The organism is Gilliamella apicola, from assembly GCF_000599985.1.
Taxonomy (GTDB): Bacteria; Pseudomonadota; Gammaproteobacteria; order Enterobacterales; family Orbaceae; genus Gilliamella; species Gilliamella apicola.
Genome location: NZ_CP007445.1, coordinates 1295705 through 1314604, shown reverse-complemented (window position 1 = coordinate 1314604; position 18900 = coordinate 1295705). Strand labels below are relative to the sequence as shown.

The window sequence follows — 18900 nt, the reverse complement described above, 5'->3', positions numbered from 1 at the left end:
CCCATTTTCCATTAGCTAAAATTTACCAACGCTCTTTTCTGTTTTTAGAAATAAATTATCAGTAAAAATTTTAAGGGATCCATAATTAAATCTATTAAAATTTATGATATCTATTTTCAATATACCATTTTCTTTATTTTCTGTCGTTAATGAAATGGGGATTTATATTTAGAATATTAATTCAACTCTGGTTTTTTGTTATCTTATTATTGATTGTATTATCTTTCTTATGTTTCCATTTTGGAATTCATTATCAAAGTCATTTAAAGGTGTGTTCTTAAGAGATATTGATCTGTTTTTACATTTTGTACATGGGTGACCATTTCTTTAACATTTTTCTTGATAAAGACAAAAGTTTATATTTTAAAATTTTTATCAGAAGATCTAACGTACTACACGCTTCAATCCATATTAATGTATTAGGTTGATATTGACGCAGATTAAAACGACCTATTAAGCCAATCGTAGTGGGTTGAGTAAAATAGCCCGTGTCTGAGTATATATTATAATATTTTAAATGATTATATCTGTAGTTTCTTATATTGATTTACACCATAATTGGAATCTTGCATACATTCAATTTTACTATCTTCATTATTCTATTCTTTTAGTTTTCCATTGACGTTAGAATAGAAGTAAATTGTTTTTTATATACTTAATATACATTATATAAATAAAAAAATAATAATTAATATTACTTCATGCCTTCATATTCCCAATAAAACATATTAGCTAATTTATCGTATGCTTGCAGCCCTTCATTAGGATGAATACTAGCGAGTTTTTCATCTATTATATTTCTAATTTGATTCCAGTCATATTTATAGATTAATAATATTTTGTATAACTCTGCTTTTTTAATAATTGCTTTATTTAAATCAAGTATACCTTCAGGTGTTGCAACAATAACTGAATAAATATCTCCCTTATTTTCTCCTGTAATTCCAATTGTCATTTCCAATAAATAAAAAACAGAATTATTTTCTGGATTCCATGCCCAAGGATTATAAATATCAGGTGACCAGTAATCTTTTACTTCAAATTTTTTTTTTTAATTTTCATTCTTTACTCCATATCTAAGTAAACATTGTTCGACCAGCAGTCCCGAGTAATAACCCTACTTTTTAATTAACTAGCATACAGGTTTCATCAAGGTTATCAGGTATTTTTATTGATATATTATTTAACAGAGTACTGTCTATAATGTCTTAATCCATCTTCGAAATTTAAAAAACAGTAAATAACTTTAATAATTGCAAAAATATCAGGCAGTATTTTCCATTTATAATGCTTTAGGTAATACTGTCTTTAATATTGATACAGCAATACTTAGCGATTGGATGAATACACTAATGCATTATAATAGGTTTCAATCTAGTCAAATAGTGCTTTATCAGCTAATGCCCTCGTTTTGTAACTTCCATCATGAATATATGGGTTTTAAACTAGAAAAAAATCTTTTGGCTACCATGCTATCACAACCTTTTATTTTTCGACAAACCCTTTTCTTAATTAATATTGCAATAATAAACGTTTAATATTATTACGGTTGTACTGACTTCCAGGGTCACTGTGAACTAACACATCTTTATAAGAATGACACCTAAATAACGCACATTTTAATACACAACAGACTAAATGTAAGTCTTTATAACGACACTCATTTACTAACCAATTACATGTAGTCCATACAAATCAATGACATACAGAGATATTGGTTTTGATGTAAGTGATATCAGTTACCTAAGCAATATTAGAAGGATAAAGTATCACCTTTTCTATATCTAACTAAACAAGCAACCGGAGGATCTAATGTAAAAAGAAATCATCAGTTAACTAATCGTCTTAGCGAGGAAACTACCAACGTTAATAAATGGAGCAGGCAATTTATACCGAAGAGCGTGACTTTAGAAAAGGAAATAAGAGAGCTAAAAATGGCGAATGATATTCTGAAAAAGACGCATGTATACTTGATCTACAATCCTAGTCAATGAAGTACCGCTATATAGAAACACATTTATGCATTATCCAATAATATTTGTCCATCATTATCTAATGTGAGTCAGTCAGGTTATTATGCCTGGCTAAAGAAACCTACTCAACCAATCTAACTTAAAAAGTATATTAAAAAGCAGTACTGATTGCATAAAGATCTTTTAGGTTTACCGAGTTTAATACATAATGCCAGAGATAGATAATATAAGGAATCAGAAAGAAGAGTAAGCCGAGTACTTCAAGGGCTACGATATAAAACAGTGCATAAATTCAAGTATAATACAGATATTGATACGCACAGTCATGCTGTTCCCAATACATTAACTAGCTAATTCAATCCCAACAAATCAACTATTGCTGGATAACTAATATCACTTACATCAAAACAGTGAAGGTTAATTATATCTGTATATGATCCAAAATATTAAACGTATGAAAGTAATCGTTTTTGAAGATATTCTAAAAAGTTACTGGCATATAATTGGCGATTATTCCCAATAGATATGTAGACTTTTTCCATATCATTAGTATCAAAAAAGAACTCTTCGTCAAAATCTGTATTGGACAAAGCAATCTTGTTTGATTGCAAATTATTATTAGCTATTGTATTTTGATAAACTATATCTCCACCGACGGCTTCATTAAATGGAAGGCAATAAATACTATATATTTCTTCCCCACAAATATCCCCACCACCATAATTATTTAGAAACCATTTATAATCAGCAGGAAAACTTACTAACAATGCTTTTTCAGCTGCATTAATCCAGTCGTTACCAGGAGCATCATCAGCTGTTCCCATGTTTATTAAATCGGAATATTCTTCAAAGAGTTCTATCAATTTTTCTCTATCCATATAAGTAACCACTCATTTTGTTTATCCAATATTGCCTACAACATTCATCAAATGCAATACTATCATTTCTAAAGGGATTGTGTTCGAATTCATATGCATCAATTCACTATTAGTATTATGCAATGTCTGACCTACTCCTGCAATTGGCCATTTTGAAATTGCCATATATAGTGCAAACTAACCGTATTTTCATCATATTCAACAGGTACACACCCCGTAGCTATTCGCTCAATGTTAATATCACCTAATACTTTCCCCTTATCACGTCAGATTGTTATCAAGTTAGCATCAAATGTATCATTTCGTTAATAAACTTTGTTTCATGTAAATTCTATTGAATCGTTTTCTAGAACTTTTTATTTTGCACAAAAACATTAAAATATTTTATATCCTATCGGCTCGATCTAGCTTAACGAATTCGGCACATATTAATAAATATTTAGTTAATCCACCAGTTTTATCAGATCCTGCGTGGTAAAGCGATTTATATCTGAATCATAGTACACGAAAGTATCGCGGTGCAGTCCTTTTCTATATCTAAACACGATTAGAATATTCCATGTCACTAACTAATATCACTATTTTAAAATATTTCTGTAATTAGGCGTGAAGCATTATCAATAAACATATATTCACACATTTAATATTAACCGCTTTTCTTTTATTAATTTTACTATCGATATACAGGCATTAGTTACTTTTGGGTGTTTTCTCTGTGATTTGTTTTCCTAAGGCATGTTTATTAATGCGAATAAGCTCACCATCAGTGCTTTTTATTCAACTTTATCATTTTCATCATCAAGAATACTAATAAGAAAACCGCGTATCTTTTGACTGAAATTTGAACATTCAGGTTCTTCAGGTAATACAAGACAGTAGTAAAATAAGCTATTAAAACGCATATCTATAGCGTAAGTAAAATCATCATCAATAGGTTCATCGTCAAATTCAAATAAAGTAGCTCTTCCTCTAAATTGCGCCTTTTTGGCTTGTATCATAAAACAACCTTCACCATCCATATCAATGTTATAGCCTTCTTCTAAATGATGCTCAAACATTTCTTTATTTTTATAACAAAAGAGAGTTTCCCAAATATTTTCCTTGTTATCAAGGCTATAATCATATTGATAATTAATAATTGACATTTTTTTTCGCCATTCCGAAAATACGAAATCTATGGGTTTATTAGTATAAAATCCATACCAATAGCCGGTCCATTCCATATACACCTCCATAATTATTTCTTTTTATAACCAGTTTGGACATATTTTACATCTGTACATTGTTCATTACTTTTTATCGCTAAATTTAACATCTTTTTTATAAAAAAAATTTATCAATAAATTATTCACTATTTCAACTTTCAAACTACCTATTTCAAATGAAAAAATTTTCCTACCAACATATAGATATTAGTTACTTTTTAGGTATTGTGTGTACTGTTTATTAGCCTATGATATGTTTATTAGCCTATGATATGTTCATTAGTACAACTAAGCTCACCATCAGTGTTTTTTATTCAACTTTATCATTTTCATCATCAAGAATACTGATAAGAAAACCGCGTATCTTTTGACTGAAACTTGAACATTCAGGTTCTTCAGGTAATACAAAACAGTAGTAATATAAGCTATTAAAACGCAAATCTATATCGTAAGTAAAATCATCATCAATAGGTTTATCGTCAAATTCAAATAAAGTAGCTCTTCCTTTCAAGTTTGCTTTTTTGGCTTGTATCATAAAACAACCTTCACCATCCATATCAATGTTATAGCCTTCTTCTAAATGATGCTCAAACATTTCTTTATTTTTATAGCAAAAGAGAGTATTCCAAATATTTTCCTTATTATGATAATTTTTCTCGTCATTATAATTTTCAAGACGATAATCATATTGATAATTAATAATTGACATTTTTTTCGCCATTCTGAAAATACGAAATCTATGGGTTTATTAGAATAAAAGTTATACCAATAGCCTGTCCATTCCATATACACCTCCATAATTATTTCTTTTTACAACCTGTCTGACCATATTTTACATCTGTACATTGTTTATTATTTATTGTTTATACTGTTTGTTAGCCTATGATATGTTGATTAATGCGACTAGGCTCACCATCAGTGCTTTTTATTCAACTTTATCATTTTCATCATCTAGAATACTGATAAGAAAGCCACGTATCTTTTGACTGAAACTTGAACATTCAGGCTCCTCAGGTAATACAAGACAGTAGTAAAATAAGCTATTAAAACGCAAATCTATATCATGAGGAGCACATTTAATATTAGAATCATCTTCAACAACATCAAATAAATTAGCTCTTCCTCTAAATTGCGCCTTTTTGGCTTGTATCATAAAACAACCTTCACCATCCATATCAATGTTATAGCCTTCTTCTAAATGATGCTCAAACATTTCTTTATTTTTATAGCAAAAGAGAGTATTCCAAATATTTTCCTTATTATCATAATTTTTCTCGTCATTATAATTTTCAAGACGATAATCATATTGATAATTAATAATTGACATTTTTTTTCGCCATTCTGAAAATACGAAATCTATGGGTTTATTAGTATAAAATCCATACCAATAGCCGGTCCATTCCATATACACCTCCATAATTATTTCTTTTTATAACCAGTTTGGACATATTTTATATCTGTACATTATTCATTACTTTTTATCGCTAAATTTAACATCTTTTTTATAAAAAAAATTTATCAATAAATTATTCACTATTTCAACTTTCAAACTACCTATTTCAAATAAAAAAGAGTGACCCTCTTAACCCTCACTTTGATTTCTTTCCGTACTTTTTTATCATTAAAAAGGTAATACGCCTGAAATTCAATCGGATCTAGCTGGCTAAAATAACTTATATCATATGTCTAAAAGTATTCATGTACAGTCAAATTTCTCTGTCTAAATAAGCATATTTTCAATTTATTTCTTTCGATAATCCGAAGAGATAAATCGCCACCCAAATCGACTTATCCTCAAGTACTATATAATAATAAAAGTATAGAATTTCTCCAGTTAATGGAAGGTCAATTTTATCAGCTCTCAATTTCGTATCAGAATACTCCATTCCACCTAAGTTTGAATTACTAATTTGAAATGTCTCTACAAGTTTACGCAGACTATTATCAATAGACATACATTTTCATCTTCAACATTGATTTTCAACGCATATTGAATAATATAATTTTGGCAAAGGTTGACTTCTTTCTTGGCTTTATTTAGACAGATATCTCTCTAAGAGTTGTTTATCAAATGATTTGTTGCCTAAAATTCTTTTTCTCTTGCTGAACACCAATTCCATATCTTTATCTGATAAAGACATATTGTGTTTTTTGATTAGGTATAAAATTGTCAAAAAAGGATAAGCGTAATAGTCTGGAAATAATATGATATCTTTTATAGTTTCAGGTTTTAACTCAATAAGATTGATAACTCTTGGCAAATAAATATCTCTCACCTTAGTATAAATCCATTCGCAAGCTTTTTTTCTCTCTTCTTCATTTCTTGGTAAATCCACGGTACCACCAAAGTTGGGAGCGAATGATTTAAAACTACCCTCCATTGAAGTATTCATTGCATAAACGATGCCTTTAGGTAACTTTGAGCTGTAGGGTGGGTTTACTTCATAAAAAAAATTAATCAACTCAGGAGAATAAGCTCCTGTATTGAGAGTGTAGCCAAAGGCATTATTTAAGAATCTGAAACCTATGCGACCACTTGCTTCATTATCTTTGGTTTTTTTTATGGATATTTCCTTTTTTAAACATTTGATATTCGAAGCACATACAAGATTTGCCTTCAAATAATTATACAACTCATTTTCAAACAATTTTCTTAATTCCGCTGTCACCGACATTTTTTACTCCTTAATAACTTAATATATGCAAACTTGTATCATGCAATTCTACTACGATCATTCAATTCACCCGGTACAGTTGGATTTACAATAGCTCAAATTTATCTTTAGTTCTTGATAGAATAATTGTTCATCCTCCGGCGGTATTCGATGGGCTATTAATATCTAAAATAATGGATTCAGCTTGGCTTTTAGTTAGTTCGCTAATACCTGTTTAGCTTGAAAGATGTGATAATTTTATGTTTATCAACTGCTACAAAATCCGCTCTTATTCAACTTCCATTAACTAAGGTGAGTTGGATGCCTATTTCTTAAGTAAATCAGAAAGCTATAATAGATTATTAGAGTATAATTTTACATTTTTATATGGTCGATTATGCAAAGAAAAAAATATATAAATTTATCTACAAACAATTAGAAAAAAATTTTTGTTTAATTCCTTATCAATTCTTAATAAATATTCAAATAATCATTTAACTATTCAGAAAATATTTATATATTTTATCAGGTTAGAGTTTTTTTATTGGATTATAAGAAGCAGTTAATCAACCATTTTTTAAATATCCAGAATTATAATCAGCTATTTTTAAACATGAAAAATCAACAATACCTTTTCGAATACAAGCACATAATAATTTGATTAAAAATAGCTGCCCTAATCTCTTCTATTTAAATCTATTTTTTTTAAAAGGTTAATATGATATGTGCAATCATGTATTACCTTTGGTGCAATAATGTCTAAACGTTCAAAAAATTGTTTTGCATGATCCAACATTGCTGATAAGAAAGCTTTTTTATCAACAATAATTTTTTTTCTTCTGAACCAATTTTTACACTAACTAATATATTATGGTTACTTTGAATAGGTTTAAATTTGACTTCTATAGGCTGATCGGGATAAGTGGTTTTAAATTCTTCTCCATCATAAACTACTGATAATCCGTCTGATAAATAACACCAGAGATCTACAATATAATCCCACACTGACCTATCAATAAGTTTTTTTCCGTAAATTAATAATTCTATAGAGCCTTCAATATAATCACGCTTATCTATATGACCATTAAAATCAAAAATATTAATGAAATCGTCACCAATTTTGATATAGGTATTTACAATAATTTGAGGATATGCATACATAAAATTGCCCTGTTTTGTTATTTTTAAGATCTATAACATATCTTATATTATTTGATACACTTTCAATATGATTTATCAATATTCTTTTGTTTATTAATAGATTTATATTTCAATTCTATACATCATCAATTTAATTAATAATATAATTTATTAAGATATTTTAGATAAAAAACTTTTTTGAGTTTTAGCTGTTTCATTTAAATACTATATGAAGTGGCACACTGAAATATGATTTTTTTCAGCACGATTTAATTTGAAAACTTGGTTACCATAGTGAAAATTTTTACCTGAAAATCTTTTAGTATCATTAATGACTTTTATATTAACGACTTTAGAAGAGCAACTTAACTCATAGGGTTAAACTTACATTAGTGCATTAAGTACAAGAGTTGTTTCCTAATAGCGGTAAGTATGCTTCTGAGATGATTTCACCAGCTTCTTCCTTCAGTTCCTTCGGTATGAACTGTTCAACGATGTATGGAAATAGTAGATGTGTTCTTACTGATTACCAATTCAGTCTATCGGCGTTAGCAGTTTATAGCTGTACTCATCGGTATTTAATGTTCATAATTTTATCGTTTCAATTGGTTGAAAGTTTAATATTAATTTAACTGATTGGTTAATTAAATCATATCCAATCAACAATAATTAATTTAATTTTTTAGCCAATTCATCAACGCATTCCTTTGCTAATTTTTTGTATATTACAGCGATTTCATCAGAATATTTTTCATCAACCATTTTTTCAAAACTTTCAAGAGAACCGAAAAAACCAACTGTTTGAATGGAAAACATCCGATTAACCCAGCATGCAAAAATGATTTTTGAATTATCCTTACTATTTTCTCTATAAACTATATTTTGTATTTTATCTATATCTAAATATATTCCACTACCGACAGATAAATTTTGTGGTAATAGCGTAACTTGAGTTGATTCAATATTTAAATACTTTCCGACAAATAAATTCTCAGGTAAAAGTTGAATTTGTGTTTTGGCTAAACTTAGATTTTTCCCTATAGATAAATTATCTGGTAAAGATCTTATATCTGTACCACGTAAATTTAAAGAACCATTAATGCAGATTTTTTTAGGTAGTTCTCGAATATTGGTATATCTTAAATCTAGATCTCCGCCAATTGATAAATTTTCTGGTAATGCTTGAATATTAGAATTACTTAAATCTAAATCGCCACCAATTGACAAATTTTCAGACAATTTGTTAATTTCACTATTGATTAAATTTAAGTTTCCACCAATTAATAAATTTCGTGGTAAGGTGTTAATTTTTGTATTTGCTAAATTTAAATCCCCTCCAACCGATAAGTTGTCAGGCAATACTTCAAGCTCCGAATAGGTTAAATCCAAATTATTACCCACTGAAAAATTATCAGGTAATACCTTAACAGCTGAATATGCTAGATCTAGATTGCCATTGATTGATAAATCTTTTGGTAATGTTTGAATATAATATGCACTAGTTAAAGATAGATCTCCACCAACATATAAATTTTCTGGCAATTCATTGATAAGTGTACCTGTTAAATTTAAATTACCTTTTACTGATAAATTTTTAGGCAGCATTTTAATTTTACTACCAGCCAAATCTAAATCACCACCTATTAAGAAATTATCGGGTAATACTTGAATGTCAGAGAATGACAAATTTAAACTGCCAGTAACAACCAAATTTTCTGGAATTTTTTGTATTTTTGTTTCACTTAAATTTAAATCACCATTAATAAACAGATTATCAGGTAATACTTTAATCTTTTTTTTCAAATTTAAATTTGAATTAATTATAATTTTATTATTTTCAAAATAATAATTTATCTTTTTTTTATCTAGTAATTCCCAAAAGTTTTCCATACTAATATATATCTTACTAATAACAGCATCTGTGATTTGTAAATTGCTGGCGATTAATACGAGAGAATATAATCACATTACAATTGTTGCTTATTCATATAATTTGACTTTTAACCAAATAAATCGCTAACATTAGAGTATTAAAATATAATGTTCATGTAACTATCCCCTAAAATAGTACATAAAAAAGTAGAAAATTCTCTATAATATTTTTAAGGAGAATTTCAATATGAAAAAATTATCGGAACACCAAATTGTCTCCATTTTAAAAGAAGCTGAAGTTGGTATCCCTATTAAAGAGCTTTGCCGTAAATATGGTATGGCCGTTTCTACTTTTTATAAATGGCGAGATAAATATGGCGGTATGCAATCATCGGACATTAAGCGGTTAAAACAGCTGGAAGCTGAAAATCGTAAACTTAAACAGATGTATGCTGAATTAAGTTTAACTTCTCAGCTCCAGCAAGAAATAATAAAAAAGCTATAGTGCCGACGGCAGTTCGTAAGAGTTGGGCACAAACACTACAGTCACAATACTGTATAACAATTAAAATGAGTTGCACTATTGTGAATTTAAGTCGCTGTGCTTACTACTATCAACCTAAATCGGCAGATGACACTATGATTATTTCATTACTTAAGTCAATAACAGACAAGCATTTACGTTGGGGATTTCCTAAGTGTTTTCATCGAATCAGGAAACTGGGATATACGTGGAATCATAAACGGATTTATCGAGTTTATTGTCAGTTAAAACTCAATATTCGTTCTAAACGCAATAAACGATTGCCCCAACGTTATCCAGAGCCATTATCAGTACCAAGTCGTTTGGGAGAATGTTGGTCAATGGATTTTATGAGTGATAGTTCTCAAAATCACCGCCGATTTAGAACCTTTAATGTTATTGATGACTTTAATCGAGAGGCATTAGGCATTGATATTGCGGTCAGTTTATCGGCAGGTAGAATTACCCGTTATTTAGACAGACTGGCTCAATATCACGGTTATCCATTAAAAATACGCGTTGATAATGGCACAGAATTTACCTCAAACAGATTTACAAGTTGGGCAAAATCACATGGAATAACCCTAGATTATATTAAACCAGGTAGTCCTTATCAAAACGGCTATATAGAACGATTTAACCGCACATATCGAACGGAGGTATTAGATCTGTATTTATTTAAAAATCTGGAACAAGTAAGAAAAATAACCGAAGAGTGGTTAGAAATGTATAACACAGAAAGACCGCATGAAGCATTAAATAATATGACACCAATTGAATATAGAAACATGAAGCAAATAGCATGATTTTCTACTTGATTTGTGTGCTAACAATGGGGTATTTACATTCATAAAAGCAATGTTGGCTTTCTCTATGTGAAATTTCTTTATTATATCCAAAAAAAAATATACCAAAGAGCTTAATATTGTTCCTCGACTGTAATTTAAAAATATTCACTACAGATGTGTTCTAAATCACGTAATAAATCTTTTGCATCTACAACTGGAGTATCACATAAGGTAGGAACAGGAAAAATGCCTACCAAAATTTGTTCCTTTGATAAATCAGGCAAGAATTCATTCATTAAATAATCAAGAGATAATGCTTTTGGTTTGTAATCTTTCCAATCATCAAAAGCACAATTTGCAGCATATTCGCGCGCTGACCATAACATGATTACTTCTTTGTCACTACCATTTTGACCACATAATGCGAAACCGTCATCATCTAATACCCAAGCCTGTTCTGAATCGACAATTCTTTTTATACAATAGATATATCTATCTTTACTTCCTTTTTTAGACATTGCTTCTATTTCTTTAGCTTGTAATTCCATAAATAATTATTCCTCAAATTTTTTGCTTAAGTGCTGTATATTCTTTCGACTAGAATTATTATATTTATATAGTTGTCTTTGTAAATCAGAATTCTATAATTCAGCACATTGATATCCTTAGCTTTTTGGTGATTTATAAGCACGAATATGTGCTACATCATAACCTATAGATTTCTATTTGTTTTTCTATTTTAATATATTTTTTGTCAGTGTTTAATTTTTAACAAACCTTTGATAAAATTAGGAAGCCTTGGATTATTCGCTCAAATTACCTCTGTTATTAGATTTACTAATTTTAGTATTCAAGCTGATATAATAAATATACTATTTAAAAATAGTAAGTCATTTTTTATTGATTTTTACTTTTAATTGAGTGAGTTCTAAATTTATAAAATCAATCTATTAAATTTTATATATAAATTATTCATACTGTTCTAACTCATTCTCTAGTAGATCTTTTAACTCTAAAGGAGTAATGATGATGCTCTCTTTTCCCATTACAGGGAAAATTGCTATATTAATTTTATCTTTTGTTAATCCATTTATCCATTTATCTAAAAAAGAATATAAATCCATTTTTTTGGGAAAATATTCATATTGATGAGTTACATTGTATTCATTAACAAATTCTTTTTCTGGCCAAAAAGGTACTATTTTTCTACCATTTTTATCAGATAATAGTAACCAACCACTCTCTCCATAACTACCCCAAATTACTTCACAATCCGTTACCTTTCTGATGAAGTAATCAAGTCTTTTAACTTGATTGAGTGATTGTACATTTAATATTTTCATATTATTCATAGTTTATTTATAACCTTTATACTTGTGCTCTAAAAGGTAGATATTATGGGTTTGCAGAACAGGATGTTCATAGGAATACTCATTTTTTGCTATTTTTCCTTTCATATGAGCTAATACTTTTTGGGAGTTTAGAAATTCTTGAATTCTCAGGCATTCGTATAATTTTCTATTGCCATATTTTATATGTCACATTTCATTATTTGGCAAACTTTTTATATGATTAGGTTGTTTTGGATACTTTACTAATTCAAACAATCTTATTTGTTCCCTATATGACCAGATATTAATCTCCGCTGTTCAATCCTATTTAATTCATTTGGCGCAAACAGAAAAAGATTAAAACTACTCAGCGATACCATTAAGTCTGGATGAGTAAAGCGACTTATATCAGAATCGTATTATTTAAAGTATTGTTGTGTAGCCCTGTTTCTCCGTAAACATACTCCCTTGAGACTATTTTTATATACTCAGACCATAATTTACTTATTGTATCAACAGCAATATCATTATAAATTTTGCAGGATTTGACATTAAAAATTACTGTTCTGTAATTAGAATCATCTGATAGCTTTGATTTTAATACAAACGATTTAATCCACTTCAATGTATTGCAACACACATAATAGGTATAATTTAAATGTGGTCAAATAACGTCAGTAATCATTCTAAATTTAACTGATTAAAATCACCTTTTTATAAAATATAAATTTGAATCAACTTATCATTTAGTAAAGTCTTGAATACGAGCGTGGTTCAATATCGCGTTTGCCAAGTTTGTCCACCTTTTCTAAAATTAGATCATAACAATAGGAAATTTCATCGTTTTGTTTTAGATGCACTCCTTCTAAACAAACCCTATATATCCCTTTAGGAATGTTAGAATTATGCCAACCAGTATATTCTTCCCATTCCCAAAAAGCTGCCATATCGGCAATATATAAACTACCTGTAACATTAAGAAAAAAATATTTATCACTGAATACAACATTTCGATTGTCATTACTAGGAATTTCATTTAAAAACAACCTAACTGTATACCCACCATCATCAATACCCATGATAGGTAGCGCAATACCCTTATCTAAAACCAAGTCTCCTTTATCTGTAGTTGTAAATTGTTGAAGTATATTCTCTCCATCATTTATTTTTCCATCAAAAAGACTCAGTATACCTGGATAATCAAAAATAATTATGCCATTAAAATCAACATCAACATCTATAGTTTTAACCACATTCACCACCCTGATTTCTTTACTTTTTGTTTATTATTAAACCATTCTAATAATTTATTATGAGCTTCCTTAGAAGTTTGTTTCTTGGACGATTTCACCTATTTCTTTCGTCAATCCAATCTTCCCTCTATATTTTATGGTTTTCAACTGGTATGGAGGTACAGTAAAATCATAAATTGCTTCGACTTTACCTTGAATAGCATCATCACCCGTTTTCTAGGATGATCAGCTAGAATAACTCCTATTCCCTTTATTGCATTATATCCTGCTTTACTCATATTAGATTGAGTAAACTAACCACTATCAGGAATGTAGTATCTGATAACACTTAAAAAGTGGTTTATATGGTTAGTAGTAGTTAAATTATTATAGTAGGTTTTGAAATTTATCTAACAAAAAAAGCCTAAATAATAAAATTCAGGTTTATATGGCATATTATTGCAAACTTTATTGCTATAGGAGTTCTTTTGTATTGTAGATATAGTACATAATGTAACATCGTATTGTTGAGTATTTCAGGAAACATGATTTCTATAGCTTTTAATACGACAGGTGACACCTTAGAAGCATTTACTATTGATTTTCTTTCTATTTTAATAATTGAAATATACTCAAGCTATCATAATGATATAGTCATATAGTTAAAACAATTATATTTAAGCTGAATATTTTTAAATAACCAATATTCTTTAATACTGCTAATCTTACTAACTATATAGATATACTATTTTCTTACATATATATCTTTAAATTGCTTTATTTTTTCTTTACACGAAGAAGTATTTTTGTAATTACTTAAATAGGCTTTATTTAATCTACTATATCCATGTTCATCCAGTGTATCTGTTTGCCAATAACAAACTGGGCATATTTCAAAAATAGAATCATCAAAATTTTCGTATACAATGTATCTACATGAGATACAAGAAATACCAGTAATTTCGCTGTCTGGATGATCAATTATTTTTATATCATTACCTGTAATTTCTTTAATTTTACTTTCTAAGTATATATTTTTAATTAAAGGAGAAATTTGATAGGAATACAAAATTTCTTTATTAAATATTTGCTTCTTAGACAATTCTGTAGATTCTTCATCGATGAATCCATCCTCATATAATGTAATTGTTCTATCTTCTAAATTTAAAGTAAATAGAGAGTTATAATTTAAAAAATTTACTACTTCACTATGAAGAAATTCTATACACATAATTTTTCTCGCGCTGAGTTAATTGCATCTTAGAACGGAACTATACTTCGCTTATCGTCGATAATAAGTTAAAATCTCACATTGTTTTAAATGACTTATAAAAATTTCACCACTATTTTTTATCATATTTGATTACATGATTACCAACTTTTTTTCCTGCATTGTCGAAGTTAAAGGTTTGGTAGCAAATTCTTTTGGTTTTATTAAATATTCATTTTAAGTAATATTACCAAACTCGTGTCCGTATTTCTCAAAATGTGTTTATAATCCTTTTTTTCTTGTTGATGATTTTTTCTTGAATTTAAATCTTTCCAATTTACAAAATTGATAAGACTATAACTTCTCCATGGATCAATCCAAGTCGATACATTTAGCGCAAATTGATAAAATTTAATACCGACCAGAAATCCGATCAAATCTGGCTGAATAAAGCGATCTATATCCCGATCGAAGTACCTGAAAATATTGTAGTGCAGTTCGATTTTTCTGTCCAAATACTATCCTTGATACCTCAGTTTATGTTGTATCTGTGTATGGGCAATTTTCTGTATCGGTTTGTCCCATAGCTGGTATGAGCATTCTCACACGATTTCACTGGCTTCGTTCGTCAGATCCTCTGGTATACAATTTAGGTTTATACGGAAGTGGTAGATCTGTTCTTCCTGATTGCCGCCCCGGTCTAGTCGGTGTTTTTTAATCCGCTGGTAGAGAGCATCGTAGACATAGCTGTAGCATTCGCTATGGTTCAACTGTTCGATGCAAACTTTGGTCATGCGATGGTTAGCATAACAAATTGTAATACTTATATCGCTGACGATATACCTATGGATATCGACCTAGTTAGAAGATGGCAATCGTTATGAAAATAAAAGATGTGCAGTGACGGATTGTTTATAATGTTAAATAATAAATCATTGAATTTCATTTTATTATTTTAATTAACTTTATTATATAAATTCCTTATTTTTTAATATAATATAAATAAATATCATACTCATTATCACTTAAGACAATTACTCTATCAGGAGACGTAAGTGCTAATGAAAAGTCATACGTCCTGTTTATCGAAAACAAGCTTAATAGAAAATCAGAAAAATTTTCAATATAAAAGGATATGCAAACATCCCCATAATAGAACATATTACAAATAGTATCTTTTTTTACATTCAATATAGTTTCTACTTCTCTCATCAGTACATTTCTATTTATAGGTAAATTAAAAACCTTTTTTTTGATATTATTATCAATTTTATTTATTTCCATTAGCATTTTCCGATGCCATATGAATTCATTCTCATTAAAAAATGATATATTAAAAGAACTAATACCATTCAGTTTGGTTACATAATTCTTTCCTTTAGTTAAATTTAATTTTTCTTTTAAACTAATTTTCATAATATATATGATGATCGTTGGTTACAGGATCATCGATTTCCAGATATCTATAATTTTTGAAATCGAGTGCTTTAGCATCAGAATTTGCTTTAGGCTGTCCTGCATGTACGTAAAATCTTGATGCTTTAGGATCTGTAGTGTGCTTTGCAATAATTTTCTATGTCCATAGGCATCTGTAAATTTATAATTTAATCAATAAAAACCTAAATCCTTTGAATATTTGTAATTTGCTTGTACTGTACTTTTTGGGCATTTCCAACTTTCCATTGCCAATTAGGTTGCTGTGAACGACTATGTCAACAAAATATTTCGCTTTATTAAGCACCTGGCGACAATTTTTTTATTCTACTACATTTAAGACTAAAAGGATTGATCCATGAGAGCAAATTAGGTAGGTACTGATATAGCTTTAATCAACTAGCTATTCTAATCGACTCAGTCTGGTTAACTGACCTATATCAGGAGTTTTGTAACTAAAAGTATTTAAGTCAGCCCATGTTCTATGTCCAAATTTTGTTACTTATATGTCAAGATCAGATTTATCAAAATATGTGCTGTTTCCATATTATTTTCCACAATAACTTGAAACCTGCTTACTATATCAATTTCTTCACAATATAAAGCGCGCTCATTTAATGAGTACAGTTATACAGATAATTAAACTACAAAAAATTATTTAAATTATTAGATAGTTCATGTTAAAGAAATATAAATAGTATATTAGTCTTCTTCACCATCCAAAAAATGATAGTGTTCCATTGAAGCACTTGTAAAAGAACCAATAAATGCTGGAAGTTTTTGTTTCTCATGATTTGGACTAAAAAAATTATTTTGCACAGCCCAATCATATACTCCAATATCAATTGGATATTTCGTTAAAATACCTGATAACTTATTTTTCTCAATCCATTCTTTAGCATTTTCTAAAGAAGAAAATACGCCTGAAGGAAAATGAGCTTTGTTTCCATTAAATACCCATATATCTGACATAATTTTATAACTCAATCATCATAAATTTGTAATCTAAATCACCATTGAATATTATCAACGATTTTTCTATTTTTTGGATTATTTTTATTTATTACTTTTTATTGAATTAAGATAGACTTGAGGATCCTTCTATCACTTTACCTACTTGCCCTATTTTAGTTTCAGGGCATCCTTATTTAACATGTAAGTGTGTCGGTTCATTAATATCATACCGATAACGATGAATAATTTCAACATTACTTTGGCTAAAATCGACATTATCAGGTAATCTTGGTTCAGTATATTTTCTATTATTTTTAGTTGTGTAACTCAAACCAAATAGATCTACTCACATAAACGTATCCGGTGCATAATAAAGATTATATTCGCTGGTTAATCCAATCAAATCCAGTCGGATAAAGCGATCTTTATCATGATCTTAATTACTAAAATATTGTAGTGTAAACCAGTTTTCCTGTCTATAAATACTGCCACTGATACCTCAGATTCTGTTAAACGTTTGTATGTATAATTTCCTTTATTTTCTGCAATGGCTGGTATAAGCATTCTCACATGATTTCACCGACTTCATTCATAATATAGCCTCCAACATGCCTTTCAGTTGACATAGAAATAGTAAATTTGTTCTTCCTAACTATTGGTTTTGTCTATCAGTACCAGAGGTTCACAGCTAATTTCACCCGTTCAAAAATACAGGCTTTGCCATTTATCTGTGCCACTTTCCTAAATTATTTGTTGTCCGTCCTACAAGAAAGTGGTGCAGTTGCAAGACTGACTTCCTTAGTCTAACTTATATTTTTTTATTAGCACCAGCCGAACACATCGTATATATGTAGTTTTAATAGTTGCTATCGTTGAGTTGTTTGATGCAAATTTTTCACCATCATAATGGTAATACTGGGTACTGCTATGCAGATAAATTCATGTTCATCGTAGTTTTATTCCAGTTCACAGAGGTTAAGCTGTGGTAATTTAGAGAGACTTTATCCGCTTTTAATTCAGTAGGTTGAAGACAACTTCATATTGCATGTTTTATGGTAGGCTTCACTGCGTCAATTTGAAATACAACTAATCATGCTTACAGTCATTATTAGTCATAACAAAACACTTAACATCCATATAAATAATATAAATCTTCTGTTAAATATAAGACTTCTTTATTTTTACTTGTAGTAATTGGCGTAATTAGAAACTCTCTCATATCATCTGTATCAATTGATTTTTTAATAAAATCAACAAGTTCACCTTTAGAAACTTTAAACATGTCTCCTTTCAATATAGCTTCTTTCCCTTTATAAATAAGTAATTTATGAACAATATAGTATTTTTCATGCTTGAAAATAGAAATTAATTCAGAAAATGAATCTGTACATAATAATAAATCGCCTGTTCTAATTGTATTTAACATATTATGAAAAATAACATTCTTTTCATCAGAAGATATATTTTCTTTATTATTTAAATTTTCGAAAGAAAAATAATTTTTCATATTCTAATTAGGTATATCGTAAAAAAATATGATACCCATTCCTGCATAATAATTTGTATATCCGCCATTTAACCAAATCTGTTCCGGCTAAGTAAAGCGCTCAATATTTAAATATGTATCATAAAATAGATTATGTTTAAATACTTTATTTGATTATTCTTTTGTGCGATATTTATAAGGTAATCCATAAACACCAACT

General features: G+C 28.8%; 17 protein-coding genes and 1 pseudogene. 2 read left to right on the top strand and 16 right to left on the bottom strand.

What is annotated here, in order from left to right; translation table 11 throughout:
* Positions 1-694: 694 nt before the first annotated feature.
* The 8 genes and pseudogenes from GAPWK_RS06095 to GAPWK_RS14200 all read right to left on the bottom strand — a co-directional run.
* Positions 695-1027, bottom strand: a pseudogene (locus tag GAPWK_RS06095) (Imm8 family immunity protein); the annotation flags it as partial.
* A 1392-nt stretch (positions 1028-2419) separates the two neighbouring features.
* On the bottom strand, positions 2420-2851 hold the full coding sequence (locus tag GAPWK_RS06090; protein ID WP_025315369.1) for an SMI1/KNR4 family protein: 432 nt from the start codon (positions 2849-2851) through the stop codon (positions 2420-2422).
* A gap of 773 nt (positions 2852-3624) precedes the next feature.
* Positions 3625-4074 carry a hypothetical protein gene (locus tag GAPWK_RS06085; RefSeq protein WP_025315368.1) on the bottom strand — a complete coding sequence of 150 codons (450 nt, stop codon included), beginning with the start codon at positions 4072-4074 and terminating at the stop codon, positions 3625-3627.
* Positions 4075-4366: 292 nt separating this feature from the next.
* Positions 4367-4765 carry a hypothetical protein gene (locus tag GAPWK_RS06080; protein WP_025315367.1) on the bottom strand — a complete coding sequence of 133 codons (399 nt, stop codon included), beginning with the start codon at positions 4763-4765 and terminating at the stop codon, positions 4367-4369.
* Between the two features lie 216 nt (positions 4766-4981).
* Complete coding sequence (locus GAPWK_RS06075) at positions 4982-5461, bottom strand: hypothetical protein (protein ID WP_025315366.1); 480 nt, start codon at positions 5459-5461, stop codon at positions 4982-4984.
* Between the two features lie 628 nt (positions 5462-6089).
* Entirely contained in the window at positions 6090-6731 is a 642-nt protein-coding gene (locus tag GAPWK_RS06065) for a protein-tyrosine phosphatase family protein (RefSeq protein ID WP_025315364.1), read from the bottom strand.
* Between the two features lie 738 nt (positions 6732-7469).
* A complete protein-coding gene (locus tag GAPWK_RS06060; RefSeq protein WP_025315363.1) occupies positions 7470-7871 on the bottom strand; it encodes a hypothetical protein in 402 nt (133 codons plus the stop codon).
* A 648-nt stretch (positions 7872-8519) separates the two neighbouring features.
* Positions 8520-9740 (bottom strand): leucine-rich repeat domain-containing protein, encoded by a 1221-nt coding sequence (locus tag GAPWK_RS14200; RefSeq protein ID WP_025315362.1) that lies wholly within the window; start codon positions 9738-9740, stop codon positions 8520-8522.
* A 229-nt stretch (positions 9741-9969) separates the two neighbouring features.
* Between GAPWK_RS14200 and GAPWK_RS06045 the strand changes: the two genes are divergently transcribed.
* Positions 9970-11051 (top strand): IS3 family transposase gene (locus GAPWK_RS06045; RefSeq protein WP_407919837.1). Its coding sequence is split into 2 segments (ribosomal slippage): positions 9970-10225 and positions 10225-11051, totalling 1083 coding nucleotides; the frame shifts between segments, so codons are not numbered across the junction.
* A 137-nt stretch (positions 11052-11188) separates the two neighbouring features.
* Here the strand turns inward: GAPWK_RS06045 and GAPWK_RS06040 are convergent.
* The 5 genes from GAPWK_RS06040 to GAPWK_RS06020 form a co-directional block, all read right to left on the bottom strand.
* The gene (locus GAPWK_RS06040; protein WP_025315361.1) at positions 11189-11581 is read right to left on the bottom strand and encodes a DUF2750 domain-containing protein; all 393 of its coding nucleotides are present in this window, start codon (positions 11579-11581) and stop codon (positions 11189-11191) included.
* A gap of 420 nt (positions 11582-12001) precedes the next feature.
* Positions 12002-12385, bottom strand: a complete 384-nt coding sequence (locus GAPWK_RS06035; RefSeq protein WP_025315360.1) for a DUF2750 domain-containing protein — start codon at positions 12383-12385, stop codon at positions 12002-12004.
* 725 nt (positions 12386-13110) lie between these two features.
* Positions 13111-13617: a hypothetical protein gene (locus tag GAPWK_RS06030; RefSeq protein ID WP_025315359.1), complete on the bottom strand. Its 507-nt coding sequence runs from the start codon at positions 13615-13617 to the stop codon at positions 13111-13113.
* 724 nt (positions 13618-14341) lie between these two features.
* Positions 14342-14827: a CPCC family cysteine-rich protein gene (locus GAPWK_RS06025; protein ID WP_025315358.1), complete on the bottom strand. Its 486-nt coding sequence runs from the start codon at positions 14825-14827 to the stop codon at positions 14342-14344.
* Positions 14828-15030: 203 nt separating this feature from the next.
* Positions 15031-15321, bottom strand: a complete 291-nt coding sequence (locus tag GAPWK_RS06020; protein ID WP_025315357.1) for an RHS repeat-associated core domain-containing protein — start codon at positions 15319-15321, stop codon at positions 15031-15033.
* A gap of 246 nt (positions 15322-15567) precedes the next feature.
* Between GAPWK_RS06020 and GAPWK_RS15325 the strand changes: the two genes are divergently transcribed.
* Positions 15568-15690, top strand: a complete 123-nt coding sequence (locus tag GAPWK_RS15325) for a hypothetical protein (RefSeq protein WP_269147122.1) — start codon at positions 15568-15570, stop codon at positions 15688-15690.
* Positions 15691-16942: 1252 nt separating this feature from the next.
* On the opposite strand, the gene GAPWK_RS06010 is transcribed toward GAPWK_RS15325, so the two are convergent.
* The 3 genes from GAPWK_RS06010 to GAPWK_RS06005 all read right to left on the bottom strand — a co-directional run bounded on the left by GAPWK_RS06010 (position 16943) and on the right by GAPWK_RS06005 (position 18701).
* Complete coding sequence (locus tag GAPWK_RS06010; protein ID WP_025315355.1) at positions 16943-17212, bottom strand: DUF7710 domain-containing protein; 270 nt, start codon at positions 17210-17212, stop codon at positions 16943-16945.
* 172 nt (positions 17213-17384) lie between these two features.
* On the bottom strand, positions 17385-17525 hold the full coding sequence (locus GAPWK_RS14870; RefSeq protein ID WP_158413582.1) for a hypothetical protein: 141 nt from the start codon (positions 17523-17525) through the stop codon (positions 17385-17387).
* Between the two features lie 795 nt (positions 17526-18320).
* The gene (locus GAPWK_RS06005) at positions 18321-18701 is read right to left on the bottom strand and encodes a hypothetical protein (RefSeq protein WP_025315354.1); all 381 of its coding nucleotides are present in this window, start codon (positions 18699-18701) and stop codon (positions 18321-18323) included.
* Positions 18702-18900 lie beyond the last annotated feature (199 nt).

What these genes read in the sequence shown, in the direction of transcription:
- GAPWK_RS06010 (WP_025315355.1), bottom strand. Translation starts at nt 17,212, where the DNA reads ATGTCAGATATATGGGTATTTAATGGAAACAAAGCTCATTTTCCTTCA.
- GAPWK_RS06065 (WP_025315364.1), bottom strand. Translation starts at nt 6,731, where the DNA reads ATGTCGGTGACAGCGGAATTAAGAAAATTGTTTGAAAATGAGTTGTAT.
- GAPWK_RS06025 (WP_025315358.1), bottom strand. Translation starts at nt 14,827, where the DNA reads ATGTGTATAGAATTTCTTCATAGTGAAGTAGTAAATTTTTTAAATTAT.
- GAPWK_RS06085 (WP_025315368.1), bottom strand. Translation starts at nt 4,074, where the DNA reads ATGGAATGGACCGGCTATTGGTATGGATTTTATACTAATAAACCCATA.
- GAPWK_RS06035 (WP_025315360.1), bottom strand. Translation starts at nt 12,385, where the DNA reads ATGAATAATATGAAAATATTAAATGTACAATCACTCAATCAAGTTAAA.
- GAPWK_RS06005 (WP_025315354.1), bottom strand. Translation starts at nt 18,701, where the DNA reads ATGAAAAATTATTTTTCTTTCGAAAATTTAAATAATAAAGAAAATATA.
- GAPWK_RS06090 (WP_025315369.1), bottom strand. Translation starts at nt 2,851, where the DNA reads ATGGATAGAGAAAAATTGATAGAACTCTTTGAAGAATATTCCGATTTA.
- GAPWK_RS14200 (WP_025315362.1), bottom strand. Translation starts at nt 9,740, where the DNA reads ATGGAAAACTTTTGGGAATTACTAGATAAAAAAAAGATAAATTATTAT.
- GAPWK_RS15325 (WP_269147122.1), top strand. Translation starts at nt 15,568, where the DNA reads ATGGTTCAACTGTTCGATGCAAACTTTGGTCATGCGATGGTTAGCATA.
- GAPWK_RS06075 (WP_025315366.1), bottom strand. Translation starts at nt 5,461, where the DNA reads ATGGAATGGACCGGCTATTGGTATGGATTTTATACTAATAAACCCATA.
- GAPWK_RS06060 (WP_025315363.1), bottom strand. Translation starts at nt 7,871, where the DNA reads ATGTATGCATATCCTCAAATTATTGTAAATACCTATATCAAAATTGGT.
- GAPWK_RS06040 (WP_025315361.1), bottom strand. Translation starts at nt 11,581, where the DNA reads ATGGAATTACAAGCTAAAGAAATAGAAGCAATGTCTAAAAAAGGAAGT.
- GAPWK_RS06080 (WP_025315367.1), bottom strand. Translation starts at nt 4,765, where the DNA reads ATGTCAATTATTAATTATCAATATGATTATCGTCTTGAAAATTATAAT.